This is a genomic window from Yinghuangia sp. YIM S10712 (assembly GCF_051388935.1).
GTDB lineage: Bacteria > Actinomycetota > Actinomycetes > Streptomycetales > Streptomycetaceae > Yinghuangia.
In genome coordinates this window covers 132,717-157,164 of sequence record NZ_JBPKBI010000016.1, presented here as the reverse complement: position 1 = coordinate 157,164, position 24,448 = coordinate 132,717, and the positions used below count along the sequence as shown (strand labels likewise).

The 24,448-nt window shown below is 70.9% G+C and carries 22 protein-coding genes and 1 pseudogene; 7 read left to right on the top strand and 16 right to left on the bottom strand.

The annotated features are described in order from the left end of the window. Positions 1 to 62 precede the first annotated feature (62 nt). The 6 genes from ACRX5W_RS26435 to ACRX5W_RS26410 form a co-directional block, all read right to left on the bottom strand. Positions 63 to 2,180: a SpoIIE family protein phosphatase gene (locus ACRX5W_RS26435; RefSeq protein WP_436790821.1), complete on the bottom strand. Its 2,118-nt coding sequence runs from the start codon at positions 2,178 to 2,180 to the stop codon at positions 63 to 65. An 882-nt stretch (positions 2,181 to 3,062) separates the two neighbouring features. Beyond that, positions 3,063 to 4,067 (bottom strand): TauD/TfdA dioxygenase family protein, encoded by a 1,005-nt coding sequence (locus tag ACRX5W_RS26430; protein ID WP_436790820.1) that lies wholly within the window; start codon positions 4,065 to 4,067, stop codon positions 3,063 to 3,065. Between the two features lie 42 nt (positions 4,068 to 4,109). Further along, positions 4,110 to 4,685 carry a carboxymuconolactone decarboxylase family protein gene (locus ACRX5W_RS26425; protein ID WP_436790819.1) on the bottom strand — a complete coding sequence of 192 codons (576 nt, stop codon included), beginning with the start codon at positions 4,683 to 4,685 and terminating at the stop codon, positions 4,110 to 4,112. A 1-nt stretch (position 4,686) separates the two neighbouring features. Then, positions 4,687 to 4,959, bottom strand: a complete 273-nt coding sequence (locus tag ACRX5W_RS26420; RefSeq protein ID WP_436790818.1) for an SDR family oxidoreductase — start codon at positions 4,957 to 4,959, stop codon at positions 4,687 to 4,689. A 386-nt stretch (positions 4,960 to 5,345) separates the two neighbouring features. Beyond that, positions 5,346 to 5,999, bottom strand: a complete 654-nt coding sequence (locus ACRX5W_RS26415; RefSeq protein WP_436790817.1) for a maleylpyruvate isomerase N-terminal domain-containing protein — start codon at positions 5,997 to 5,999, stop codon at positions 5,346 to 5,348. Between the two features lie 263 nt (positions 6,000 to 6,262). Beyond that, positions 6,263 to 7,129 carry a penicillin-binding transpeptidase domain-containing protein gene (locus tag ACRX5W_RS26410; protein ID WP_436790816.1) on the bottom strand — a complete coding sequence of 289 codons (867 nt, stop codon included), beginning with the start codon at positions 7,127 to 7,129 and terminating at the stop codon, positions 6,263 to 6,265. 384 nt (positions 7,130 to 7,513) lie between these two features. Between ACRX5W_RS26410 and ACRX5W_RS26405 the strand changes: the two genes are divergently transcribed. The 5 genes from ACRX5W_RS26405 to ACRX5W_RS26385 all read left to right on the top strand — a co-directional run bounded on the left by ACRX5W_RS26405 (position 7,514) and on the right by ACRX5W_RS26385 (position 12,643). Further along, the gene (locus tag ACRX5W_RS26405; RefSeq protein ID WP_436790815.1) at positions 7,514 to 8,521 is read left to right on the top strand and encodes a LysR family transcriptional regulator; all 1,008 of its coding nucleotides are present in this window, start codon (positions 7,514 to 7,516) and stop codon (positions 8,519 to 8,521) included. Beyond that, positions 8,518 to 9,405 carry a serine hydrolase gene (locus ACRX5W_RS26400; RefSeq protein WP_436790814.1) on the top strand — a complete coding sequence of 296 codons (888 nt, stop codon included), beginning with the start codon at positions 8,518 to 8,520 and terminating at the stop codon, positions 9,403 to 9,405. Before ACRX5W_RS26405 ends, ACRX5W_RS26400 begins: the two co-directional genes overlap by 4 nt. Positions 9,406 to 9,509: 104 nt before the next feature. Then, positions 9,510 to 10,187, top strand: coding sequence for a hypothetical protein (locus ACRX5W_RS26395; protein WP_436790813.1), 678 nt, complete (start codon positions 9,510 to 9,512; stop codon positions 10,185 to 10,187). Between the two features lie 254 nt (positions 10,188 to 10,441). Continuing rightward, entirely contained in the window at positions 10,442 to 11,044 is a 603-nt protein-coding gene (locus ACRX5W_RS26390; RefSeq protein WP_436790812.1) for a GOLPH3/VPS74 family protein, read from the top strand. Between the two features lie 294 nt (positions 11,045 to 11,338). Continuing rightward, complete coding sequence (locus tag ACRX5W_RS26385; protein WP_436790811.1) at positions 11,339 to 12,643, top strand: hypothetical protein; 1,305 nt, start codon at positions 11,339 to 11,341, stop codon at positions 12,641 to 12,643. Positions 12,644 to 12,754: 111 nt separating this feature from the next. Here ACRX5W_RS26385 and ACRX5W_RS26380 read toward each other — a convergent pair whose 3' ends face one another. The 6 genes from ACRX5W_RS26380 to ACRX5W_RS26355 all read right to left on the bottom strand — a co-directional run bounded on the left by ACRX5W_RS26380 (position 12,755) and on the right by ACRX5W_RS26355 (position 18,535). Further along, the gene (locus ACRX5W_RS26380; protein WP_436790810.1) at positions 12,755 to 14,194 is read right to left on the bottom strand and encodes an ATP-binding protein; all 1,440 of its coding nucleotides are present in this window, start codon (positions 14,192 to 14,194) and stop codon (positions 12,755 to 12,757) included. Then, positions 14,191 to 15,867, bottom strand: a complete 1,677-nt coding sequence (locus ACRX5W_RS26375; protein WP_436790809.1) for an FAD-dependent oxidoreductase — start codon at positions 15,865 to 15,867, stop codon at positions 14,191 to 14,193. Before ACRX5W_RS26375 ends, ACRX5W_RS26380 begins: the two co-directional genes overlap by 4 nt. A 145-nt stretch (positions 15,868 to 16,012) precedes the next feature. Further along, the gene (locus ACRX5W_RS26370; protein ID WP_436790808.1) at positions 16,013 to 16,621 is read right to left on the bottom strand and encodes a hypothetical protein; all 609 of its coding nucleotides are present in this window, start codon (positions 16,619 to 16,621) and stop codon (positions 16,013 to 16,015) included. A 106-nt stretch (positions 16,622 to 16,727) separates the two neighbouring features. Next, positions 16,728 to 17,267, bottom strand: a complete 540-nt coding sequence (locus ACRX5W_RS26365; RefSeq protein ID WP_436790807.1) for a hypothetical protein — start codon at positions 17,265 to 17,267, stop codon at positions 16,728 to 16,730. After that, complete coding sequence (locus ACRX5W_RS26360) at positions 17,264 to 17,593, bottom strand: PadR family transcriptional regulator (protein WP_436790806.1); 330 nt, start codon at positions 17,591 to 17,593, stop codon at positions 17,264 to 17,266. Before ACRX5W_RS26360 ends, ACRX5W_RS26365 begins: the two co-directional genes overlap by 4 nt. A gap of 87 nt (positions 17,594 to 17,680) precedes the next feature. Then, positions 17,681 to 18,535, bottom strand: a complete 855-nt coding sequence (locus ACRX5W_RS26355) for a carboxypeptidase regulatory-like domain-containing protein (protein ID WP_436790805.1) — start codon at positions 18,533 to 18,535, stop codon at positions 17,681 to 17,683. A 330-nt stretch (positions 18,536 to 18,865) separates the two neighbouring features. Between ACRX5W_RS26355 and ACRX5W_RS26350 the strand changes: the two are divergent. Further along, a pseudogene (locus ACRX5W_RS26350) lies at positions 18,866 to 19,060 on the top strand (TetR family transcriptional regulator); the annotation flags it as partial. A 216-nt stretch (positions 19,061 to 19,276) separates the two neighbouring features. On the opposite strand, the gene ACRX5W_RS26345 reads toward ACRX5W_RS26350, so the two are convergent. From ACRX5W_RS26345 to ACRX5W_RS26335, 3 genes are all read right to left on the bottom strand, one after another. Next, the gene (locus ACRX5W_RS26345; protein WP_436790827.1) at positions 19,277 to 19,534 is read right to left on the bottom strand and encodes an LGFP repeat-containing protein; all 258 of its coding nucleotides are present in this window, start codon (positions 19,532 to 19,534) and stop codon (positions 19,277 to 19,279) included. Then, positions 19,531 to 20,487, bottom strand: coding sequence for an LGFP repeat-containing protein (locus ACRX5W_RS26340; protein ID WP_436790804.1), 957 nt, complete (start codon positions 20,485 to 20,487; stop codon positions 19,531 to 19,533). Before ACRX5W_RS26340 ends, ACRX5W_RS26345 begins: the two co-directional genes overlap by 4 nt. 315 nt (positions 20,488 to 20,802) lie before the next feature. After that, on the bottom strand, positions 20,803 to 22,347 hold the full coding sequence (locus ACRX5W_RS26335) for a CoA transferase (RefSeq protein WP_436790803.1): 1,545 nt from the start codon (positions 22,345 to 22,347) through the stop codon (positions 20,803 to 20,805). A 452-nt stretch (positions 22,348 to 22,799) separates the two neighbouring features. Here ACRX5W_RS26335 and ACRX5W_RS26330 point away from each other — a divergent pair, with 452 nt between their 5' ends. After that, entirely contained in the window at positions 22,800 to 23,300 is a 501-nt protein-coding gene (locus ACRX5W_RS26330) for a carboxymuconolactone decarboxylase family protein (RefSeq protein WP_436790802.1), read from the top strand. 348 nt (positions 23,301 to 23,648) lie between these two features. Here ACRX5W_RS26330 and ACRX5W_RS26325 read toward each other — a convergent pair whose 3' ends face one another. Continuing rightward, a complete protein-coding gene (locus tag ACRX5W_RS26325) occupies positions 23,649 to 24,113 on the bottom strand; it encodes an NUDIX hydrolase (RefSeq protein ID WP_436790800.1) in 465 nt (154 codons plus the stop codon). Between the last annotated feature and the right edge of the window lie 335 nt (positions 24,114 to 24,448).

Genomic DNA, 24,448 nt, shown 5'->3' with positions numbered 1-24,448 from the left:
AGCCGAAGCGTCAGTCAGTCGGAGAGTCAGACCCCCGAGCGGCGCCATCCACATCCTCACAGTCAGTCGGTGGGTGGGAGGAGTTGGAGGAGCAGGAGGGCGGTGTCGTCGGTTCGGCGGCCGGTGGCGGGGTGGGTCAGGGCGGTGTCGGCGAGGTGTTCGAGGGCCGGGCGGCCGGTGTGGGGCAGAGAGCGGGCGAGGGCGCTGATGGCATGGTCGAGGTCGGTGTCGGGGGTTTCGACCAGGCCGTCGGTGTAGAGCAGCAGGATCGCGTGCGGCGGGAGGATGGTGTCGGTGACCGGGTAGGCGGCGTCCGGGTCGATGCCGAGGGGCGGTCCCGGGGTGACGTCGAGGACGCTGGCTGCTGTCCGGCCGGGCAGACACAGGATCGGTGGGGGGTGGCCTGCGTTGGCGAGCCGGGCGCGGCCGGTGGCGGGGTCCAGGTGGACATGCAGGCAGGTGGTGAACAGGTTCGTGCCGAGGTCGGTGAGGAGCCGGTTGGTGCGGGCCAGGACGTCGTCGGGAGGGGATCCCGCGGCGGCGTGGGCGTGGATGGCGGTGCGGACCTGGCCCATGAGGGCGGCGGCGGCGATGTTGTGGCCTTGGACGTCACCGATGAGGGCGCCGGCACCGGCCGGGCCGAGGCCGATCAGGTCGTAGAAGTCGCCGCCGATGTCCATGCGTTCGGTGGCGGGGAGATAGCGGGCGTGGACGCGCAGCCCGGGGACGTCGGGCAGGGCACGGGGCAGGAGTGCCTGTTGCAGTCCGTGGGCGATCTGGTGTTTGGCGTCGAACAGGCGGGCCCGGTCGAGTGCCTGGGCGAGGACGCCGGCGAGGGCGGTCAGGACGGAGCGTTCCGCGACCTCGAAGGTGTGGGGCCGGTCGTAGGCGAGCATGCAGGCGCCGATGGGGCGGCCGGAGACGATGAGGGGCAGCACGGCCCGGGCCTGGGGGCTGCGGGCGTGGGCCGGCAGGTCGGGGTAGACGCGCTGCATCTCCTGGGCGGACGCGAAAAACGTCGGGACGGCGCTGGTGAAAATCCGCAAGGCGGCGGACGGGATGGCGTCCAGCGGCGTGCCGTCGAAGCTGTCGACGGCCCCGGGCGGGTAGCCGCGGTGGCCGAGGACACGCAGGCGCCCCGACTCGAAGGCCACGATGGCCACGCCTTGGGCGTGGAAGGCCGGCAGGACTTCGTCGGCGACGCGTGCGACGACGTCGTCGACGCTGACCGCCTCGGTCAGCACGGCGGCGAAGTGCACCAGCCGGTAGGCCTGCCCGGCGCCCGGAGGGGTGCCGGCGCCCGTTTTCCGGCCGGGGGGCGGGGTCGTGTCCGGTCCGCTGCCTTCCTCGCGGTGGATACGGACGCTGATGCCCGCGCCGCCCGGATACAGGTCGAACCGCAGCCAGTGGTCGGGCGGGCGGAACGCGGTCATGGAGACCGGCTCGCGACTCATGACAGCGGCGCGGTAGCGGTCCTCGTAGACGGGGTCGTCCAGCCAGGGCAGCGCGTGCCAGGGCCGTACTCCGACGAGGTCGGCGCGGTCGCGGCCCAGCAGCGCGGCTCCCGCGGCGTCGACGAAGGTCATGCGTCCTTCCAGGTCGAGCATGCAGCAACCGCCCGGCAGGTTCTCGACGAAGTCGGCGGCCGACGCCGGCCTCATCGGCGCGGGACCGGGCAACACGCGGGGACGCCTGGGGACGAGGTCCGGGGGGCCGGGCTGCCCGGCGTCCTTGATGACGTCCGCCATGCGGCGGCACACCGACGCGATCCGCGCGCGTTCGCGGCGGGCAAGGTGGTGGCTGTGCTCGGGCGCCCAGATCAGGAACAGGCCTCCCAGGCGGTCTCCGCCGTCGGTCAACGGCGCCGCCGCGGCCGAGAAGGGATACGGGAGCACGAGGGTCACCCGCGGGTACCTGCGGGCCATGTCCTCCTGGCCGCTCACCCACACCAGACGGTTGTCACGGACCGCGTCGGCGACCGGGAGCGCGGACGAGAGCGGGATGTTCGTCCACATGGACACAAACTCGTCCGGCATGCCGCGCAACACCGCCTGCCGCAGCACGGCCTGCCCCGGGACCAGGAGGTACACGCCGCCCATGGCCGCGCCGGTGCGGTGCATCGCCTCCATCAGCGACGCGTCCAGCCCCCGCTCACCCCGGAACCGCCCTGCGCCGGTCACCGGACACCTCCCGAGAGGTCTGCCGCAGCACGCCCGCCGCTGCCGGCACCGCCGAGACAACCCGCTCTGCGCACGGCACCATCGGGGACGCCCTAGCGTCCACGCTACGCCGGTCCCCGGCTGGGGGCCGCCTGGCGTCGAACCTGGGGCAGGCCGGCTACGCGAACCCGGCGGCGGGCGGCGGGCGGCGGGCGGCGGGATCATCGCCCCGATCGACCCGGGGTCGGCGGTGCGGGGCAACCCGTGGTGAGCCGGTGAAGTTCCAGGTCGACGGCCACCAAGGCTTCGTCGCCCGGTGTGGGGGCTTTGACCTGCCGTTCAGCCGTCCGATGACGACCGAATCCCATCAGCCGAGTACCGCCTCCCGCAGTACGTCGTGGGAAAGTGCGCGGGCGCGGAGCCGCAGCGCGGTTCGGTGTACCTCGAAGACGGCTATCCGGCCGTGTGACACGCCAGGGGTCCAACGCACGCGCCCGCCCGGACCCACGCGCCGACCACTCAACTCATCGCCGGCTCCGTCCTGGGTGAGGCAGCGGCGGAGAAGGCTGCGGCTCGCGGGGTGCCCCTGTGCCTGGGTCTCCGAACAACTGCCGGACGGGAATGGCGAGATCGGTGGTCCCCGGCCGACGACGAGCAGTTCAGCGTGCCCGCGCCCACACAACCTCGGCGCGGGCGCCGGCAGGGAACCTTCTTGTCGAAGGTCGGCGTACGGCACGGTCTTGTGGCGCACAGGTACCGCGCTGCGCCCTGCTTCGGGGATGGCTGTGCCGTGGGGTGCCGCAGTTCCGGCGGTCAAAGGAACCGCCCGTAACCGACGGGCGGTTTCCTTGACGCCTTGGGCAAGGTCGGCTGTCCGGGGCGAAGTCGGCCACCCGGCAGGTCTCATGCCAGGGCCTGGCTCGAACCGGCCATCCGGAGAAAGCGCGTTGCACGGCGTCGCGTGGCAGGCAGCCGGACGCAGGGATTCAGGCGACGGCTTCTTCGCCGATGAGGGTGGTGCGGTGCATGAGGCGGCGGGAGGTGGGCTGGTAGGGCAGGGCGCGGTGGAGCATGCCGGTGTTGTCCCAGATGACGAGGTCGCCGCGGCGCCAGGCGTGGCGCACGGTGAAGCGCGGCNTAGGGCAGGGCGCGGTGGAGCATGCCGGTGTTGTCCCAGATGACGAGGTCGCCGCGGCGCCAGGCGTGGCGCACGGTGAAGCGCGGCTGGGTGGCCCAGTCGAGGTAGTGGTCGAGGAGGGCGCGGCTTTCGTCGGCGGGCATGCCGACGATGTGGTCGGTGGTGGCGCCGACGAGGAGGGATTTGCGGCCGGTGCTGCGGGTCCACACCAGGGGGTGTTCGCGGGCGGGGATGCGTTCCCAGGCGGCGATTTCCTTGGGGGTGGGGTCGGGGGTCACCAGCAGTTGGGACGCCTTGAAGCTGTGCACGACCCGCAGCGCGGCGATGCGTTCCTTCTCGTCGTCGGGGAGGGCGTCGTAGGCGGCGTAGGTGTTGGCGAACTCGGTGTCGCCGCCGTCGTCGGCGACTTCGCGGGCGGTGAGCAGGGTGGCTTTTTGGGGGATGGCGTCGTTGGTGCCGTCGATGTGCCAGTAGAAGGTGCTGCGGCGGTAGGCGGCCAGGTCGCTTTTGGAGGGGTCGAGGCTGACCGCGGAGATCTCGGGGTGGGTGGCGTCGCCGCCGATGGGGGCGACGACGACCTCGCCGAGCATGCGGCTGAGGGCGACGAGCCCGGCGTCGTCGATGTTGGCCTCGCGGCAGACCACGACACCGTGGGTGTCGAGAGCGGCTTTCAGGTCTCGGGCGACAGCGGGGTCGACCAGGTCGGCGCCGTGCAGGCCGGTGTACTCGATGCCGGTGGTCGGGGTGATCGGTGCGGTGGTGAAGGTCATGGCTCCTCTTGGCGGTCGGCGGGTACGCGGGTGTGTCTTTGTTCAGGGCTTGGGGCGCAGTTCGGCGTCGAGTTCGAGGTCGAAGGAGCGGAACATCCAGGCGAGGGTTTCGTAGGCGCCGACGGTAAAAATGACGTCAAGGAGTTGGCGGGTGTCGAGGTCGGCGGCGAGGGTCTGCCAGGTGTCCTCGGTGATCGCGCCGTCGCCGACGAGTTCGTCGGCGGCGCGCAGGAGGGCGGCTTCGAGCGGGGTCCAGTAGGGGGCGTCGGGTCCCCAGGCGATGCGGCCGATCTCCTCGTCGTCCAGACCGGCGTCGCGGCCCATGAACACGTGCTGGACCCATTCGTACGACGACTTGCGCAGGGTCGCGACGCGGAGGATGAGCAATTCGCGCTGCCGCTCGGTGAGGGTGGTGCCCATCAGGATGTGGCCGTTGAACGAGAAGAACGCGTGGGCCAGGTCCGGGTGGTGCGCGAACGTGCCGAGGGTGTTCATCGCCTTGGGGCGGTTCTCGGTGAGCGGCTGGGGGTGGCGCTGGGTGGGCGGCATCATCGCCGCCATCGCCGCGCGCATCTCATGCGGCCAATGCTTGATGGGCAGGGGTTCGATGCGGGCCATGTCAGGTGGTCCTTCCGCCGTTGACGCCGATGGTCTGTCCGGTGATGCAGTCGGCTTCGTCGTGTACGAGACAGGCGCGCGCCGCCGCGATGTCCTCGTGCCTGCCGACCCGCCGTACCGGCGGCGTCGCCTGGTGGTGGTCGACGCCCTGTCCGCGGAAGCCGCGGGACTCGGTCTTGCTGAGCATGGAGGTGTCGACGAAGCCCGGGGGACGGTGTTGACGCTGGGTCTCACTGGTCTCCTGCTCTTCCCACGACCCCCGCGGGCGCCGCACCGGAATGGCTGGGAGCTGCCGCCCGGGCCGCCCCCTCCCCCCTCTTAGGCAATCGCCCAAAACTGGGATTGGGCATATGCCTAACAGGGGGAGGTGGGCCAGGTCAAGCGAGGGGCTGAGGGAATGCGACCGCGAGGCCGACCGAGTCGGCAGCGCGTCGGCGCGGAAAGCGGGCGTCTGACCGCGCCACGTCCGCCGCGCGCCGAAGCAGGACACACGAACGGGACAGACCACCCCGGTTGCCGGGGCGCTGCTTGTCTCGCGGCAAGGTCATCCGGGCCGAACAACCCGTCCTCGGCCGCACGCAGGGTCTCGCGCGCAGAGCCGTCAGCCGGGGAACGACCCCGGAAAACCCGTCGGCCGGAAACCCGCCTCGTCGGCAACGATCAGCCGAGATAAAGCGGCAACTTCGCGCGCAAATCGGCAATTTCGGCTGTCTCGGCGTCATTTGCCGCGCGGCGGCCGGTGCCGATCAGCAGGGCGTCCGTGTCGGAGAAAGAGGCGGGCAACGCGGCGCCGAGGATCTGTTCCACCATGGCTCGCGATCGGGAGAGGCCTTCGGCGGGCGGGCCGGCCACGTCCGGGAGGTGGGCGATCAGATCCAGGTGGTGCAGTGTCCATTCCAGGACGTACGCGGAAAGGTAGTCGTCCACGGTGAGAACCTGACCGCGCGTGCCGACCCGGCCTTCCGGGTCCGCGAGCACGGCGGCGCGCCCGGCGGCGGAACCAACGTCGTCCAGATGGAACTTGAGCAGCCACGGCTCCTCGTACGCGGCGGCAAGGCGGACGATCAGCGCGTCCAGCGGGTCGTCGCCGGTCGGCGCCTCGACACGGTCCCAGTAGGTGACCGCGTCACGGGTGGGTTCCGCGTCGGCGGGTGTCGCGAGGGTGATCAGGACGTCCTGCGCGTCGATGACCAGGTGGCACACCAGGTCCCGAACGAGCCACCCGGCGCAGCCGGAGGGTTGCCCGAAAGCCGGGTCCGGAAGCCCGGCGACCGCGGCACGCAACGCCGTCCAGGAACGCGAGAAGAGATCCACCGCGGCAAGCTACCCGACACCGGGTCCCGTCCGCGCGGTCCGCCGTTCACGACGGCCCCGTCCGTCCCGACCACGGGACCGCCTTCAGCCCCGTCGCCAGGGTGACTCGGCCCTCCCTGCCTCGCGCCTCTCCGCGTGAGTCCAGTCCGAGGACGGCAAGCCGGGAAACGCTCCCGCGCGGGCCGAGGAGTGCCGTTGTCGGCGACGGTGCCGGGCGCGCTGGGCGGAACAGGGCCGTACGCTCCCGCATTCGGCCGTCGCCGTCAGGCCTTCACCGCGGCGAGGAAGTCGCGGATGATGGGGCCGGCGGCGGACGAGCCGGAAGCTCCGCCCTCGACGTAGACGGCGGCTGCGATGTTGCCGCGGAAGGCGACCATCCAGCCGTTGGTGCCGTCCCCCACCTCGGCGGTCCCGGTCTTCGCCCCGACGCCGGGCATGCCCTTGAACAGGGACGCCGCGCTTCCGATGGTCGCGCAGTCGACCATCATGGTCCGGATCGCGGCGGTGACGTGTGCGGGCAGGGTGTCCGGGCGCGTGAAGACCGGAAGGCCGCGTTGCAGGACCGGTTGGTGGAATTGGCCGGTCAGTGCGGTCGCAACCACCGAGGCCATCGTCAGCGGGTTCATCTTGAGGGCGCCTTGGCCGATCATCTGGGCGGCCTTGTCGTTGTCGCCGACAGCGGGCGGGACGACACCGTCGACGCTCCCCTGGCCCTCGGCAACCTTCCAGGCGTTGCTGTTGAGGCCGAAATATCGCGTGGCGAAGGCGGACAGTTCGGCGTCGCCGATCCGGTCGCGGAGGTCGATGAACGCGGTGTTGCACGAGTGGGCGAAGTCCTCGCGGAACGTGGCGTTCGGCATGACCATGTCGTCGATGTTGTGGAACTGCTGCCCGTTGACCATCGTGGTCTTCGCACACGGGGTCTTGCTCGACGCTTTGACGACGCCCTTGTGCAGCAGCAGCGCCGACGTGACGATCTTGAACGTCGATCCTGGTGCGACGGCGCCGGACATCCCCGCCTGGCGGTGCACGGTCGACACGATCTCTCCGTTGCGCATGTCCAGCGCGATCAGCGACGCGGCCGCGTTTCCGCCGACCGCGCGTTCCGCGGCGGCCTGCAGCGCGGGCACAATCGTCGAGGACCCCGGGCCGGTGGACGGCGCCGCAGAGGGCGTTTGCGCCGAGGGTATGCCGCCGGTTGCCGGGCCGGACGGACCGGGCGGGGTCGTCGCCGTCCGCGTAGGCGTGCCCGTGGGCAGGGGCGCGGCGGTGCTCTGCACCGTTGCGCCGGCCGTGCCCCCAGGGCTCTTCGAGTCCGTGGTGCCGTCGGAGAGCAGGCCGCAGCCCGCCGCCCACACCGCGCACGCGGACGCCACCGCGACCGTGCGCAGGACGCGGCGCGCCCTGCCGCGCGTTTGCCTGAAAGGAGTTCGCCTCAACATGACGTGTCCATGGGTCAGCCTCCGAGTCGTTTGGCGTTGCCAGGCGCACAGCACAGCAGACCCGCGGACACCATGTCCAAGATCAATATTGTTCACAGTTCGATACTGATTTTGATATCTTTGCTGGTCGTGAACCTGGTCGCGCATCTCACCTGCTTCGTGGCGGTGGCTGAGGAACTCCATTTCGGACGCGCTGCGGCGCGTCTGGGCATGGCTCAACCGCCCCTGAGCCAGCGCATACAGCGGCTGGAGAGGGAGTTGGGCACACGACTGCTGGACCGGTCGAGCCGCAAAGTGGAGCTGACCGAACCGGGGCGGCTCCTGCTGCGCGAAGCGCGTGAGATTCTGTTCCGAGTCGAGCGCGTCTACTCCATCGCCGACCGCTCACGCCAAGGGAGCAGCCTGCGTGTGGGCGTGCCGAGCGATCTGGGCGGCAATGTGCTGGCTGCACTGATCACCGCCTTCCGTGAACGGCACCCCGGCACACCGCTCGATCTGCGTCCGCTTGCCACCGCGGAGCAGGTGCGCGCGCTCGCCGAGGGCACGCTCGATGTCGGCGTGCTGCGGCATCCGACGGACACCGGCGGTCTCGACCTCGGACCGATGCTCGCGCAGCCGGTCGGTGTGCTGTTGCCGGCAGCGTCACCCTGGGCCGCCGCCCCGGAAGTCCACCTTTCCGATCTCGCGGGCAGCGAACTGGTCGTGTTCCCCCGTGATGAGGCGCCGGGCGTTCACGACCTCGTCCTCGACGTCTGCCGCCGCAACGGCTTCGAGCCCGCGGCCGTACGCCAGTCGCCGCACCCGCAGTTCACCCTCGGCCTCGTACTGGCCGGTTCCGCCGTGGCCATCGCGCCGCGCACGGACGACTCACCAGGCGTGGTCTGGCGACCGCTGCTCGGTCGGCCCCTCACGTGGCAGACTTCGTGCGCGTGGCGACGCGGCCACGAACTCCTCGCGGTCATCGAGGACTTCACCGCCGCGGCAACGCGCGTACTGCGTACGGAGGCGGCGATGGTCCCGGTTGGCCCCGCGCCGCGGCGTCGTGTCGTCGTCCACCCGGCGTCGGGATTCCTGGCATGAACGCGGCCGCGACGGCAGCCGTCGTCAACCGGGTCTTTCGCGAGGCGGGGGTCACCGGTCGCCTTCACGCCTTCGACATCGATACCGGGCGGGAGTTCGCGGTCGGCGCCGATGAACCGGTCGTTCTCGCCTCGGTGTTCAAACTCCCGTTGCTGGTCGCGTTCTTCCGCTTGGTCGGCGAGGGTGTCCTCGACGCCCGCGAGCCGGTGGTCCTGGCACCCGGACAACGCTGTGCCGGCGCCACCGGGACGTCCGTACTGCTCGACGAAGTCACCATGTCCCTGCGGGACTTGGCAACGATGATGATCACGGTGAGCGACAACGCCGCCGCGGACGCGGTCTTCGCGCGCGTCGGCCCGGACGAGATCAACGCGGCAGCCGCCGACCTCGGCCTCACCGACACGCACATCGCGTTCGACAGCCGGGGGCTTCACGACTCTCTGCTGGAGGACGGCGGGGCCGCGACGATGGGCGAGCTGTGGGCGAGGATGGGCGAGCCCGGGTTCGCCGAGCGGCTGCGTGCCCTCGACCCGGCGTCCACCAACCGCAGTACGGCTCGGGACATGACGCGCCTGCTGGCCCGGATCTGGACCGACACCGCGGCCCCGGCGGAGGCTTGCGGCCAGATGCGCCGCATGCTCGGTCTCCAGGTGTGGCCGCACCGCCTGGCCTCCGGATTTCCGTACGACGACGTCCTGGTCAGCGGCAAGACCGGCACGCTGCCGTTGATCCGCAACGAAGTCGGCGTCGTGGACTACCCGGACGGCGGCCGGTACGCGATCGCGGTGTTCACGCGCGCCGCGGCACCGATCGTCGTCTCTCCGCCGGCCGACGCCGCCATCGGCGCGGCGGCGCGCCTCGCCGTCCGGCACCTCCGGTCCTGAAGCTGCGCCCAAGGGCCGCCGCGCCCGGCGGCCGAGGCCGAGTCGGCCGGGCGATAACTTGTGCGGTGGCGCAGCAGGCCGGTCGGCGACAACCAGGAGTTCATGTGCGGTACCGCTTCACGTCCTACCACCCGGCGAGTGACGCCGAGGCAGCCGTCACGGGCGGCACCGGGCTGGGCGGCTTGCCGCACTGGCTGGGTGAGCCGCAGTGGCCGGTCGACCCCTACGAGAGCGAACTCGCGCTGTTCATCGGCCAGTTCCGAGTTCTCTCAGGGGACGGCGGCGGGAACGGGGATGGGAGCGGGGAGCGGATGGTGTACCTGTTCGCTGCCGGGTTCTCGGGTGAACATGTCACCGTCGTCCAACCAGGTGGGCAGGTGACCGAGTCGTTCGAGACCCAGGCCGCGGCCACCGGGCCCACCGCGCTGGACCGGGTCCACGTGCTCCGGGTGGATGAGGAGGTCGACTTCTCCGACGTCGAGCGGGACCTGGAGCAGGTCGAGGGCGAGGACGAGGACGACCGGGAGGAGCGGCTGGAGGAACTGCTCGACGAGCGGCGGAAGGATGCGGCAGGCAGCATCCGGATGGACCAGCTTGGCGGCCCCGATGTGGTGCCGGTCTGGCTTCAGGGAGGGGATCTGCCGGGTGACGGCCGGCAGTTGGTCGCGCAGCTCGACTCGTGCCGATTGCCGTTCGATGTCAACTTCGGTGACAACGGGGTCGGTTACCTCTTCCTTTCGCCGGACGGCAAGAGCGCCGAGTTCTTCTTCCAGAGCTGCTGAGGGGTGCGCACACGGGCGTCCGCGTCTCGGGTCGACGCGGCCGTGCGCCCCGGCGAAAGAAAGAGTTCTTTGACCCCATCAATAAATTGCCCGGCTGGTGCGGCACATCAGATGAGCAAAGTTTCGGCGCCGGGGGAAGCCAATCGGTCGACGGCGGGTTTCAGCGGATGCTCACAGTGCAGCGGTTACACAGTCCGGCGGTGTCGCTGCCGGGCACCCGCACCGCCGTTCGTTCGCCGGCCTCGGAGGGGAACATGACCACACCCCGGGATCTTCTGGTTCTCGCCTTGGACACGGCCGACGGCCGTTCGGTCGGGCAGGGCGAACTTTCGCTGGCCCTCGCGGGAGCGGAACTGGTCGACCTCATCGAAGCCGGGGCTGTCGCCTTGGAGGGTGACCGCATCGTCCCCGGGCCGCCCCCTGCCTCGGGCGACACCCTGTCGGCCGCCGCAGTCGAGGCGCTTGTCACCGAGCCGCCGTACGAGACGGTCGAGGACTGGCTGTGGCGCCGGGGACGGGGCCTGTCCGCGGCCTATGTCGCCGCCATGGAAGCGGACGGCCAGGTGACGCGACCGCGGCGAGGGCTTCTCCGCAGGGCCGAGCCCACCGTGCCCGCCGACTCGCCGTTGCGCCGCCGCGCGTCCGACCGGTGGACGTCCGGCGAGCCGGTCCTGCTGGGCCTCGCGGCCGCAGCAGGCGTCCACGACATGCCGACCGAAAACCCTGAAGCGCTTGCCGACGAGGCGGTGGGGACCGTATTGGCGGCCGTCGACGACGCGGTGACGGAGCTCGAAGCGGTACGGCATCGGCGCGGCATCGAGCAAGCGGCCTTCGACAACGTCTGGCGGGCCCCGTAGGGAGCCGTGACGCCCGTCGTCCGGTGTCGTGGCGCGCACCGAGGGTTGCCGCCGCGCATACGCGAACTGCGGCTGATTTCGCGTGAGTTGGATATTCGCGGTGCTCCGGGTCGATGGCGCGGAAGCGTGCGACCATGCCGTGGACTCTCCTGCCATGCCCCTGGGCGTGTGCCGATCGGGGTGGCCGGCTCGCGTGGCTGCTCCGATCGGGAGCCGACGCGGCTGCCGGCGCCGGTACAGGGAAACGACCGTGTCCCGGTCGCGCCCGGCTCCACCGCTCCCGAGGGGAAAACCATGGTCACATCCGAAACCACACGCCCGTCGAAAACGTTCACACGGGCGGTGACCGCCGTGGCGTTGGGGGCCTCGGTGGCGCTGCTGCCTGCGGCGGCGACCGCCGGGCCGGGCAAGGCGGCGTCCGAGGAACAGGCCCCCACGGGCACGACGTATTACGTCGACGCGGACAACGGGTCGGACGACGCCTCGGGAACCTCGTCCAAGGCGGCGTGGCGAAGCCTGGAGCGCGTCGCGGAGCAGGCGCTCGACCCGGGGGACACCGTGTTGTTCGCACGAGGACGGCAATGGACGGGCGCGCTCGTGCTCTCCCGCAGCGGCACCGCCGACGCGCCCATCACCGTCGGCGCGTACGGGTCCGGGGACCGGCCGGTCGTGGCCGGAGGTGCCAACTGCGTGACTGTCTCGGGTGCGTACTGGCTCATCGCGGACCTGCGGGCGACCGACTGCGGCTGGGCGGGCTTCGAGATCCAAGGCCACCACACCACCCTGGACCGGATCCGCGCCGACAACAGCGTCGTGGGGGTTTCCATCACCGGCGACGCGCACCACAACACCGTGCGCGACTCGGCCCTGGTGGACAACAACCGCATGAGTGTGAACACCCCTGGTGGAGACGACGATTCGGGGGCGTTCGGGGTGCTGCTCAACGGCGACGACAACCTGATCTCGCACAACACCATCACCGGCAGCCACGCGGCCAGCCACGACTACGGAGCGGACGGAGCCGCCGTGGAGGTGTACGACGGCGACCGCAACCGCGTCGAGTACAACATCACGCGTGACAACGAGACGTTCACCGAACTCGGTCACCGGGAAGGCGAGACCGCGGACGACAACGTCTTCGCGTACAACGTCGTCACGTCGACGCACGACAGCGGCGCCTTCCTGGTCACGCGAGGCGCGGACGACGGCCTCGGCCCGGTCCGCGGCACGGTGGCCGTGAACAACTCGGTCGCGATTCCCGGCGCCGACGGGCAGGGCTGGGTCTGCTACGGCGGGTGCGACGGGAACATCCTGAAACTCCGCAACAACGTGATCGCAGTCGGCGGCCAGACCGGCTACGAGGACGGCGAGGGCGCGGACGAGGACACCGGCGTCTACGACGGCAGCCGACACCAATTCGACCTCGGTCCCGATTCGGTCGCGGCCGACCCTGCGTTCACCGACGCCCGGGACCTGCGCGTCCAGGCGGACAGCCCGGCCATCGGCCGCGGCGAACCGACCGGCTACACGGTCGACATCACCGGAGCGCCGGTCCCGGCGACCGGGGCGACGGCCGGGGCGTACGAATACCAGCCGTAAAGCCGCCCGGCAGCGCGACGGTGCCGGGCGGTGCGACGCCACGTGCCGGGTAGGCGCCAGGACGGCACGCGGACGCCGGCCCGACGCCCGTTGTGGGCCCGTCGTTCGCGGTCACGACGGGCTGTGGGCCGGCTCCGCGGTGGTGGGCAGGCGCACCTCGAAGCGTGTGTCGCCCGGGACGGATTCGACGTGCAGGCTTCCGTGGTGTTTGTTGACGATGATCCGCCAGGAGATGGCGAGCCCAAGGCCGGTGCCTTCGCCGACCGGTTTGGTGGTGAAGAAGGGGTCGAAGATCCGGTCGCGGATGTCGGGATCGACTCCGGGGCCGGTGTCGCGGATCTCGACGAGCAGTTGGTCCCGGTCGAGCGCGGTGCGGACGGTCAGTGTCCCTTCGCCGGCCATCGCCGAAACGGCGTTGTCGATGATGTTGGTCCAGACCTGGTTCAACTCGCCGGGATAGGCGGGGATTTTCGGCAGCGAGCGGTCGTACTCCCTGACGATCCGCACGCCGGGGCCGATCTTCCCGGAGAGCATGGTCAGCGTGCTGTCCAGCAGTTCGTGCATGTCGGCGACCTGGAAGGGCGCGCGGTCGAGTTGCGAGTATTGCTTGGCCGCGTCCACGAGTTGCGAGATGCGGGTGGTCGAGTCCTCGATCTCGTTCATCAGGAGCTCGGTCTCCACGGTGTAGTTGAGCCACCGGACGGCGCCTTCGAGAGTTTCCTCGCCGACCGCCGCCGCGACCTGGTCCAGCCAGTCCGCGCCGAGGCCGGCCTGGACGAACGTGGGCGCGAGCTGCCAGCCGTCCGCGATGCCGTGCTCGTCGAGCCAGTCGGCGAGGGCGTCCTCGCGGTCGGCGGCTTCGAGCGGGCTCAGGGGCGCGGCCTTGGAGACTTGTTCGGCGGTGCGTTCCTGGATGCCGACGAGGGTTTCGAGCGTGTCCCGCCGGTACGGCCCCGCGGCGATCACGCCGAGCTTGTGCCGCATCCCGGCGACGCGCTCGCGCAGGGCCGAGGTCGCGCGCACCGCGGCGGCGGCGGGGTTGTTGAGCTCGTGGGTGAGCCCCGCGGACAGCGAGCCGAGGGCCAGCAGCCGCTCGCGCTGGTTGACGACCCGCTGCGTGTTCTGGGTGCCGAAGAAGAGCCCTTCCAGCAGGTGCACGGCCATCGGGAACCAGTCCCGCATGATCACGGCGAAGGTCTCGGCGGGCAGGATGAACAGGCGCGACGGCTCGGCGAGCCGCGCGGAGCCCTGGTAGCGCGCGTGCTCGGGGCCTTGGACGTACGCCTGGAAGGCGCCGGCGTACACCCCGCGCTCGGAACTGCGGGTGACCTCCACGTCGTCGGCGCCCACGCGGCGCGACAGGACGATCGTGCCGTGGAGGAGCACGTAGAAGCAGGTGGCCGGCTCGCCCTCGTGGTAGAGGTAGCCGGGCTCGAACTGCTCGACCCGGCCGTCCCGGCACAGCCGCGCCAATTGCTCCTCGGACAGCTTCTCGAAGAGGAAGAGGGTCGAGAGCTCTTCCTTGTCACACGGCATCGGCTGTCCGCTCACGACTGCTCCAGGTACCGGTGGACGAGCATCACGGCCATGGCTCCCTCTCCCACGGCGGAGGCGACGCGCTTGGCTGACTCGGCGCGGGCGTCTCCGGCCACGAATACCCCGGGCACGCTGGTCTCAAGGTGGTAGGGCATGCGGTCCAGCTCCCAGCCCTTGGGCGTCTGCCCGCCGGGGGCGAGGTCCGGACCGGCCACGATGAACCCGTTGGCGTCGCGCGTGACGGTGCCCTCCAGCCAGTCGGTGAGCGGCGCCGCGCCGATGAACACGAACAGCCAGTGTGCGTCGACGAGTTCGGTATGCCCGTCGGTCACGTCGCGGAGGGTGAGCTGCTCCAGGTGCTCCGCCCCGTGTGCGGCCTCGACGGCCGTGCCGGTGCGCACGGTGATGTTGGGTGTCTGCTCGATCTGTTGGATCAGGTAGTGCGACATCGACGCGGTCAGCGAGGATCCGCGCACCAGCAAGGTGACGGACTTCGCGCCGCGGGCGAGATACATCGCGGCCTGTCCGGCGGAGTTGGCGCCGCCGACGATGTACACGTCGTGTCCGTGGCAGGCGGCGGCCTCGGTCAGCGCCGATCCGTAGAAGACTCCCCGCCCGGTCAGCTCCGCCAGGCCCGGGGCGTCCAACTGCCGGTACGACACTCCGGTCGCCAGGATCACACTGTGTGCGGCGACCGCGGAACCGTCCGCGAAACGGACGCTGCGTGACGCGCCGGTCACCTCAAGCGCCGTCACCTCGCACGCGGTCAGGATCTCGGCACCGAATTTCGCGGCCTGCCGCCGCGCCCGGTCGGTGAGCTGGGCGCCCGAGACGCCGTCCGGGAAGCCCAGATAGTTCTCGATGCGCGAGCTCTGGCCGGCCTGCCCGCCGGTGGCCGAGCGTTCCACGATGACGGTGCGCAGCCCTTCGGAGGCTCCGTAGACGGCCGCGCCGAGGCCGGCCGGGCCGCCGCCGACGACGATGAGGTCGTAGAAGTCCGCGGTCGGCGCGGTGGCCAGGCCGACGTTCGCGGCGAGGTCGGGGGCGGCCGGTTCGACCAGTGCGGTCCCGTCGGGGGTGATCACCACGGGCAGCCGCTCGGCGTCGTGTCCGGCGGCGGCGAGCAGGCGGCGGCCCTCCGGCTCGTCGCAGGAGTACCAGCGGTAGGGGACCTGGTTGCGCGCCAGGAACTCCCGTACCTCCGACGACCGCGCCGACCAGCGGTGTCCGACGACCTTGGTGGCGGCGACCGCCCGCTGCTCGGTGGCCCGCCAGGCTTCCAGAAGGTCGTCGAGCACCGGGTAGAGCTTCTCCTCGGGTGGGTCCCAGGGCTTGAGGAGGTAGTGGTCGAGGTCGACGACGTTGATCGCGTCGATCGCCGCGCTGGTGTCGGCGTACGCGGTCAGCAGCACGCGTCGGGCGCTCGGGTGGATGTCGATGGCCTGTTCGAGGAACTCGATGCCGTTCATCCGGGGCATGCGGTAGTCGGCGAGAATCACCGCCACGAGGTCCCCGCGCAGCTTCAACTCGCGCAGGGCCTCCAGAGCGGTCTCGCCGGTCTCGGCCCGCACGATGCGGTACGACCCGCCGTAGCGACGCCGCAGGTCGCGCGCCACCGCACGCGACACTCCCGGATCGTCGTCCACGGTCAGGATGACTGTCTGCCCCGAACCTGCTGTCTGCGCCACGCGTCTCCCACCCAAGCTCCACCGCCGTGCGGCCTCCGGACGCCGAGGGGTTGCCGGTCACCGGCGCCGCCCCGGCACCTGGCCATCGTATGTCGTGTGTTCGACCGACCGACCGCGCGGCTTCGGCAGGTCCGACGGGCGCGAATCACGGCAGCGGTTGCACGTTGGTTCGGTGGGCGGGAGCCGTACGCAAGGCCCAGCCCAAGGAAATGACCGAAACGCCCGCGGCCGCTTGCGCGACAGCGCCCACGGCATCCGGGAGCAGTACCGAGAATCCGGAGGGGGCGGCGGTGAGGACGTAGAGCCACGACGCCCTCGGGGCGAAGCCGGCGCGCAGCAGCGCGGCCCCGAACAGGATCGCGCCGACGACGAAGACGACACCCGCCGTGAGGAACGCGGGTTTGGTCGGGCCGCTGTCCAGCAGTGCGTCGACGGTGTCGTCGCCGAGTTCCGAGAGCACGTACGTGCGGGCGAAGTCGACACCCGCGACGAGCGTCAGCCCGACGAGGTTGAGGGCGAATCCCCAGTCGAGGAGCCGCGCGGGCGCGTGTGTCCGCACGGCCGCGAAGAGACCGACGACGAGGAACGCGCCGAGGATCGGCACGAGGACGCCGATCGAATTCGGCGCGGCGCCGTCGGTGCCGAACAAGTCGACCGCGAGGGAGTCGACGACGAGGCACACGCCTCCGGCGACTCCGAGCGCACCCGCGAGCGGGAGCAGCGGGATAGACGGGTTGTGGGCAGGGGTGGGCACGGCAACCTCCAGTGCGCGACCGGAACTGCTATATCGGCAGCCAATATATCGGCTACCGATATAGCAGTGAAGTGCGTGCTCCCCCTTCGGCGTTCGAACGAAGCGTTCAGATAGCGTTGAGCCGCCGTATCGACCGGCGGGTCACCACCCAGGCGACTCCCACTCCCGAGGCCATCAGGAACCAGCGCGCGAGAAGCGCCACCCGCCCGTCTTCCGCAGGGGTCGCCAACGCCGTGGCCAGCCCGCCGAGATCGCCGACGACCAGCCGCCAGAACCACACCACGAGCGCTGCCGCGGCCAGCCGCGGGTCGAAACGCCCCAGCACCAGCAGCAGCGCCGGGGCGGCGATCCCGAGCAGCACTCCCCCGGCTCCGGACACCTGCCCCACACCGAACACGACCGGCACCGAGAGCGCGCCCAGGCACAGGCCCTGCCGCCAGGTCCTGTCCTCGCGCCCGGCTGTGCGGTGCCGCCACCGCAACCGCAGCGCGAGTCCGACCAGCGCGGAGACCTCCGCCAGTCGGTCCCACCGGCCCGCGTCCGCGGTCGATTCCAAAGCGGTTGCCGCCACTTCGTCGCGATACGACACATCGACCCCGACGAACCGGCCGACCACCCACCGGACGGCGCAGCCGTGCAGGGTCATGTCGGCCGAACCCCCAGGCGCGTGAACGCCACGCGGGCGTTGGCCGCGAGCCGCTCCGCTTCGTCGCGGAGCAGCGCCCGGCCGTCGTCGGAGAGCCGGTAGTAGCGCCGCGGCGGCCCCCCTTCCGCCCGTTCGCCGTCGAAGACCACGTAACCCTGCGCTTCGAGGCGTTCCAGCGCGCCGTACAACGTTCCCGCCCGCAGTTTCACGCGGCCTTCCGACATCTCCGCGACGGCTTTGATGATCCCGTAGCCGTGCAGCGGCCCGGGACCGAGTGCGGCCAGCATCAGGAAGGTCGGCTCGCGCAGCGGCGCACTTTCACCCATGCCCCCACAGTATCGGTGACCGATATACCGGTCACCGGCTGCGCGTTCTTCGGACGCTCCGGTGCACCTCGGTGCCGGCCCGAATCGTCAGGACTGGAGCGCCAGTTCCAGCTCGATGCGCTGGTGGTCGGTGAGGTACGGCTCGAAGTCGGCGGTGACATCGGCCGCGTACGGGCCGCCGTCCTCCCGGAGCCGGACGCGCAGCGGCTGCGTGCGCCCGGACTCGCCGGTGAAGGTCGCGGTGATCTTGTAGCGGCCGACGGGGATGTCGCGGACGCCCCATCCGTCGCCGGTGTTCTCCGCGGACTTCGTGACGGACTTGCCGGTGCTGCCGTCGACCAGGGGGCCGACCGGGGTCAGGGTGAGCTTGACGCCCGCGGAGTCGACGTAGCTGTCGTCGACCGGGTTGATCGGGCTCAGGTTGAACAGCACCGAGCCGCCGTAGAAGCTGTCCGACGCGTCGGGCTGCTCACCGGTCAGCTTCCAGGTGAAGTCCCGGACGGCGCCTTCCTGTCCGACGAACATCTCCGGGTTGTCCGGCGCGAGCCGGAAGGTGTACGTCGTGTTGTTGTACGTCTTCTCGAAGCTCGCCGTCACGTTGTACGTCGCGGCGATCCCCGGCATCTCCGCGCGATAGTTCCCCTTGGCGTCGGTGACGAGCACCAGGTTGCTGTCGTACAGCAACTGGTTGTCCACGACGATCTCGGCCCCCTTGATCGGGTTGCCCGCGGAATCGGTCACACGGCCTTTGACCACGCCGGCCTCGACCTCGCCGGACGACGAGTCACCACCGCCCCCGCCGCCGGAGGCCGTGGCCTGCGGACCACCTCCGCCGAAGACCTCGTTGGCGCCGTCGCCGTCGTTGCACGCGGTGAGCGAACCGCCGAGAACGGTGGCCACGACCGCCGTCACGAGCCCGCGCCGCATCGCTGTGCCAAACACTGTTCGTCCCCCCCGGGAATCTGGTGGGTGCGCACCGCGCCGGTTGGTCTCCCCCCACCCGGCTGCGAAGCGCCTGCACTGCCGTGAGCCTATTGCCGGAACCGAGTATGAACCGAGTCGGGTAGGCAACGGCTTCGTCGCAGAACGGCGACGGGCGAGCGGGCGCCGGAAGCACGCCGTCGCCCCCGGAAGCCCGACCGCCCGTCGGCCCCGGCGGACGAGCCGGACGGCGGCGTCCCGGTGTCGCCGCAGTCGCGGCCGGTACCCAAGGCACCTGACGGCCTTTCAGGCGCCCGCGGCCGTGGCCCCCCGCCACCGGGATCCACGCTGGTCGACGCCTTTCTCGAACGCGCCGCGACCGAAGGCGTCCTGCGACCGGACCTCCCCGCCGGCTGGGCGAGTGCGCTTCTGCCGCAGTTGATGCACTTGGCGTCCCGGCAGCTTTCCCACCTCACGGCCGCCCAGGCGGCCGACGTCGTCGTCGACACGCTGCTGCGCGGGCTGGGAACGCCGTTGCCGTCGTGACGTGAGGCGCCTCCTCGCGTACGGCAGCCCGGTGTTCGAGGTGGTCGCCGGTCCCGGCGGGTCGGCGCAGGGGTGACCGCGGTGCGTCGGCGTGGAGGAAACAGCGAAGCGACGGACTGTGGCCCTGACTCCGCCAGGAGTCAGGGCCACAGGTTCGTTCGGTGTTGTTGTCGGGCGTTGTTTGGTGTTGCGAGGCGTTGTCCGGCGTTGCGCGGATCAGTGGAGAACTGTGATCGTGCGGCCGTCGCGAGCGTTCCAGAGGATGTGGCCGCGTTCGAAGTTGGAGCGGCGTTGACCCGGCGCGGGGGTGTATTCGCCGCTCGTGGGATAGCCGAGCGGCCCGCGCTCCCAGCCGGAGGCCGCCCAGCTGTTGCGGATGGAGCCGTAGACCTCGTGGGCGCCTGTCTGCGGGGTCCAGTAGATGGAGCCGTACTGGAAGTGCGTGTACCTGCCGCGCCCGTCGGGTGTGGTCAGTTCGTCGGTGACCGGGTAGCCGAGCGGGCCGCGTTCCCAGCCGAGGGACGCCCAGCGGTCGCGGATCGCGCCTTTCCGTTGTCGAACCGCTGGTGAGACGGCCTCGTGCTCTCGTCGCGGTCCGACGTCGGGTAGCCGAGCGGGCCGCGCTCGGCACCTGTTTCCTCGTACTCGTACAAGAAGTAGTAGAGGACGGAGTGCACGCCGCCCTGCGGATTGATGTACACCCTGCCGGCCGCGAAGCCCTGTGCGGTGCCGCGCCCGTCCGGCAGCAGCGCCGCATCCGACGTGGGTAGGCCGATGGAGTGGCGGCGCGTCTTGGCGTAATTCCAGATCCGACCGGTGATGGGGTGGGCTCCGGTGGGCGCCGACCATTGGACCGAGCCGCGCTGGTAGACGACGGTGACGGCGCCGGACTCCTCCGAGCGGCTGACGAAGGCCCCCAGCGTCGCCGCGCCGCCGGCCCGGGCGTAGGCGGCCGCGAGCGGGAACAGGCCGGACCGGTCGGCGGAGGCGACGACCGCGCCCGTGGCGTCGAGGGCCTCGACCCGGACGAGGATGTCGTCGTCCGTGTAGGCGACCGGGACGGCGGTCCGGGAGCCGGTGCGCGGGACAGTGGCCAGCGCACGCAGGCTCTCCTGGCCGCTGCCTGCCAGTACGCGCCATTGGGTGAAGTCCGTTGTGTCGTCCCAGCTCAGATACACGACGGCACGGTTGTCGGGGAGCGTTTCCGCGGTGACGTCGGGAGTGGCTGCCGCGGTCTCGCCGGCCGCCGCGGGTGACTTCGGGTCGTTCGGTGCGGGCGCGGCGGTTGCGGAGATCTGTGCGGAGGTCGACGTCGGCGAAAGCGGAGCGGCCCGGGCGGTGGCTGCCGTCCCGGCCAGTGCGACCAGGCTCGTGACAGCGACGGCGGCCGCCAGTCGACGCAACGGACGAGCTGCATATGTGCTCACGCGTGCGCTCTCTTCCGGACGGTGGTTCTCGACAGGGCTCGGTGGCATCGGCGTTTTTTGCAAAGCCGACCGTTGGGATAGAGACCTGTGGCCCGCGACAGGTTGCATCGGATTCGGCGCCGGGAGGTCATCGAACCCGGCGCACCGCGCCGCGGCAGCGCCGGCCCGCGTGCGCGGCAGCCGCGGCACAGCCGAATGCGGTGCGTTCCAACGAGGCTGTCCGGCAACCAAGTTCGATGCCTCGTCCTCGCGTCCGACTCGATGAGTTCGTCGCCGTCCCCGACCACCGCGGAAGCGCGGGTCGGCCGGGCTCGTCTATCCGCCGAAGCTGGAGAACAGCGAGGCGACGGGGAATCGTTCGGGTCGTGGCAGCCAGGCGGGCTGGTCGGCGCCCCGGGCGGAGAGAACGTTGGTGTAGTGGTGTGGCGTGCGGGACAGCGTGACGTTTTCGGTGACGCCCTGGTACAGGCCGAGGGGTGTCACGGACCGGAAGAGTTGCGGATCGATGAGCTCGTGGTCGCCGCCGGTTCCGACGGTCGCGGCGACGTAGTCCTTGTCGAAGAGGCCGAGGCTCATGATCCACATGGCGGCTCGCGTGAGGGACACATGGACGCGGTAGCTGCCGCCTTCGACGGCGCGGCGGGCCAGCGCGGTCATCGCTCCGGTGGCCGCGAGCCACGCAACGAGGTAGTCGTTGACGATCGAGGTGGGCGGGAGCCGGGGGCGGGTCAGGGTGCCTTCGGCGGCGACCATGCCGGTGACGGTTCCGGCGACCTGGTCGAATCCGACCCGGTTGCGCCACGGGCCGCCTTCGCCGTGGGTGCTGACGGTGACGTGGATGAGGCCGGGGCGCAGCGCTGTCGCGGTTTCCAGGTCGACACCGAGTCCGGCGAGCAGGCCTGGGCGCCGGTTGGCGTAGAAGACGTCGGCCTGACGCAGGAGTTCGTGGAGTTGGGTCCTGCCCTGTGGAGTGCGTACGTGCAGCCGCGTGGAGCGGACGCCGACGTTCGCGGTGGTGAGGAGGGTGTCCGGTTCCCAGTCCATGGCGCGCCAGACATTGAGGCAGTCCGCGCCGAGGGAGCCGAGAGAGCGGCCGATGCCGGCTCCGGCGATGACATGGCCCATGCCGAGTGCGCGGATTCCGGACAGTGGGTGGGTGCCGAATTCGGGCAGTGGCTCGGGGGCGCTGTCGGCGATCTTGTCGATCTCGATCAGGGGGCGGGTGGCCAGGTACGCGAAGACGGGTTCGTCGGCGAACTCGCGAGCCGTACGCACTTTGGCGAACACGATGCCGTGTTCCGCGCCCAGGTGTTCGAGTTCGTCGGCGGTGTGCCGCCGGACGGCTGCGGCTATGGCCTGGGGGTTGTCTGCGCAGTCGAGAACCGCCAGCATGCGTGACCGCAGACCGGGATAGAGATTGGCGGGCAGGATGTGCCGGCCGTCCTTGGTCTCGTAGAAACCCAGGTAGGCGGGCAGGCTCCGGTCGTAGAGGTCGCTGGGGATTCCGTTGACTGTCTCCCAGGTGAGCTCGGAGGCGGGCGCGATGCGGCGGATGGCCTGGCCGAGGTCGACGCTGACGTCCTGGCCCAACCCGGTGCGCATTCTCCACAGGTGGGCGGCGACGACGGACTGCTGGACGAGGGCCAGGGCGGACGCGCCTCCCAGGCGTACGCAGCTCTGCATCAGCGGGTCCTTCCGCACCACGGAGATCCGGCCGCCCGCGTCCTCGGGAGCCAGGCCCAGGGGAGCCAGGATGCGTCGCAACTCGCCGTGGAAGTCGAAGGCGTCGTCGGTGGCCCGCTCCTCGACACCGTCGACGAAGGCCTCGCGAAGCCGTGCCACGTCGCGGTCCTCGGCCATGGGTCCTCCTTCGGGTAGGGGCGATCGCGCCCGCCGTATGGCGTGTCCGCCCGGGGCCGCGCAGGCCGGTACGAGCGAGGACAGCGGCGTCGCCGAGGATTTCGGCGTGCACGCGGGGGCTGCACCCCGTTGCGCGTGATGCGGGCAGTCGGCAGTCGGCAATCGGGGCGTCCAACGCGGCTTCGCGGCAATGAGAATAAACAAACGTTCAAAGAAGTGCCGGCCCATGCTTACCAGGCGCACAACCAAGGCGTCAACGGACTGTCCTGATCGGGGCACGTGGCACCGGCCGCCTGCCCACGCACCGGCTGTGTCCTGGGCAGCGGGCCGCACCACGCACAGCCGTGCGCACCGAGGACACGAAATCCGTTGTCCGTTCGCGGTCACATTCGCGGCACGCGATCCGTCAGTACGGCAGCACCGCAAACAACCCCGACGAAAGGCTGACGCACATGACCTCCGTGGCACAGCACGCCGACCGTTCCCGCCTCCCCAACCCGGCCCTGCTCATTCCCGAGATGGCCGAAGTGGGCGCCGCGTTGTTCAAGGCCACCGGCAACGGCTCGGTGCCGGGAACCACGATCAGCCTCGTCCAATTGCGTGCCGGACAAATCGTGGACAGCACTTACCTGACCGTCCTGCACACCGGCAACCTGCGCAACGCCGGTGAGAGCCAGGAACGCATCGCCGCCGTGGCGACCTGGCAGGACGCGTCCTGCTTCACCGACGCGGAACGCGCCGCCCTGGCCCTGGTCGAAGCGGTGTTCACCGCAAACCCGCGCGGCGAGCGGGTCCCGGACGAGTTGTACGCCCACGCCTCGGCGCACTACGACGACAAGGCTCTCGCCACACTCACTCTGGCCATCGGCCAGGTCGCGTTCTTCGTGCCCCTCGCCCTGATCGGCAAGCCGCTCCCCGGCAGGCCCCCGGCGGAGCAGTGGCGGCAACCGTGACACCCCGGGCGCGGCGGGGCCGTTCGTCACCGCCTCGCCGCCCCGAACGTTCGACTGTTGCCGGGACGTTGCTCGCGGCGGATCCGGCGAACGCGCGGATCGGAAAGTATGCGGGTCATGCCGACGGCGTGGCCCGCCACCCGTCTCCGAGGAGGTCGAACGTCTCCCCCGGCGGCCTCGCGGACGCTGAGACTCGGCGGGAACCGAGTGCGTCCCGGCCCAAGACGTTGACGTCGAACGCACCCCGCGCGCCCGTGTTTCCCGTCGTAAGGGCCTGGTCCGCTGTACGGACGTACCTGTGACTGTCCGGGCCGGATTCCGGTTCCGCCGGTCGAGGTGCGTGCGTCGTCACGATGCGGTGTCCGGCCGGGTCCGTGCGGGGTGCCCCGCCCAGGCGGCAACCGAGCGCGCGTACCCGCCGGGCAGCGGCAGGCCCGGGAGTTCGGCCACCGCGAACAGGCCGCCGTCGGAATGCTCGTCGCTGAGCCGGACCGCGCCGGACCCGGCGGCGAGGTGGCAGCCGTACGTCACGATGCGCACGCGACGGCCGGGCAGAGGCTCGTACACCCACTCGTCCAGCCAGGGGCCGGCGACGACCTCCCAGCCCGCCTCTTCCTCGATCTCGCGGACCACGCACTGCTGGTAGGATTCCCCCGGCTCGGGCCTCCCACCGGGGAGCTCGAACTCGCGGCGCGGATTGCGCAGCAGCAGGACGCGGTCTCGGTCGTCGAAGACCACCCCTTTGACGGACACCGGCAGCGACCTGCCTGCCGGCTTCCCCGTGCTCTCCGCCTGAGCATCGAACGCGTCCATGCGCAACCTTCCTTCGTAGGGGACGTGGCGCCGAACCCCGGTCCGGCGTCGCACCCACGGCCGGCGAGGTGCCTCGCCTGGTGGCAAGCGTCTCCGGTGGAGACCGGCCCCACGCCCCCGGCGAACAAGTCGGCGGAGCGAACGCACTGCGGTGGCCGGGAACGCGATCGGTCGGGGCACCGGCCCCTGGGCGACCAGGGCGGCGGTTGCGGGAACCGGTCGCGGCAACTGACGGCAACGGGTTGTCGCGTGCCGCGGGGTCGGGCTGGGATGTGTTCGCGGTGATCGGCGGGCACGGGGTGCCCGTGTCCGTGGACGGGTGCGGCGGTCTGCCG

Excerpts from the sequence above, each read along its gene's own strand:
- ACRX5W_RS26425 (WP_436790819.1), bottom strand. The coding sequence starts at position 4,685 with ATGGCCCGCATCGAACCCCTGCCCATCAAGCATTGGCCGCATGAGATG.
- ACRX5W_RS26405 (WP_436790815.1), top strand. The coding sequence starts at position 7,514 with ATGTCCAAGATCAATATTGTTCACAGTTCGATACTGATTTTGATATCT.
- ACRX5W_RS26400 (WP_436790814.1), top strand. The coding sequence starts at position 8,518 with ATGAACGCGGCCGCGACGGCAGCCGTCGTCAACCGGGTCTTTCGCGAG.
- ACRX5W_RS26390 (WP_436790812.1), top strand. The coding sequence starts at position 10,442 with ATGACCACACCCCGGGATCTTCTGGTTCTCGCCTTGGACACGGCCGAC.
- ACRX5W_RS26385 (WP_436790811.1), top strand. The coding sequence starts at position 11,339 with ATGGTCACATCCGAAACCACACGCCCGTCGAAAACGTTCACACGGGCG.
- ACRX5W_RS26365 (WP_436790807.1), bottom strand. The coding sequence starts at position 17,267 with ATGACCCTGCACGGCTGCGCCGTCCGGTGGGTGGTCGGCCGGTTCGTC.
- ACRX5W_RS26360 (WP_436790806.1), bottom strand. The coding sequence starts at position 17,593 with ATGGGTGAAAGTGCGCCGCTGCGCGAGCCGACCTTCCTGATGCTGGCC.
- ACRX5W_RS26335 (WP_436790803.1), bottom strand. The coding sequence starts at position 22,347 with ATGGCCGAGGACCGCGACGTGGCACGGCTTCGCGAGGCCTTCGTCGAC.
- ACRX5W_RS26330 (WP_436790802.1), top strand. The coding sequence starts at position 22,800 with ATGACCTCCGTGGCACAGCACGCCGACCGTTCCCGCCTCCCCAACCCG.
- ACRX5W_RS26325 (WP_436790800.1), bottom strand. The coding sequence starts at position 24,113 with ATGGACGCGTTCGATGCTCAGGCGGAGAGCACGGGGAAGCCGGCAGGC.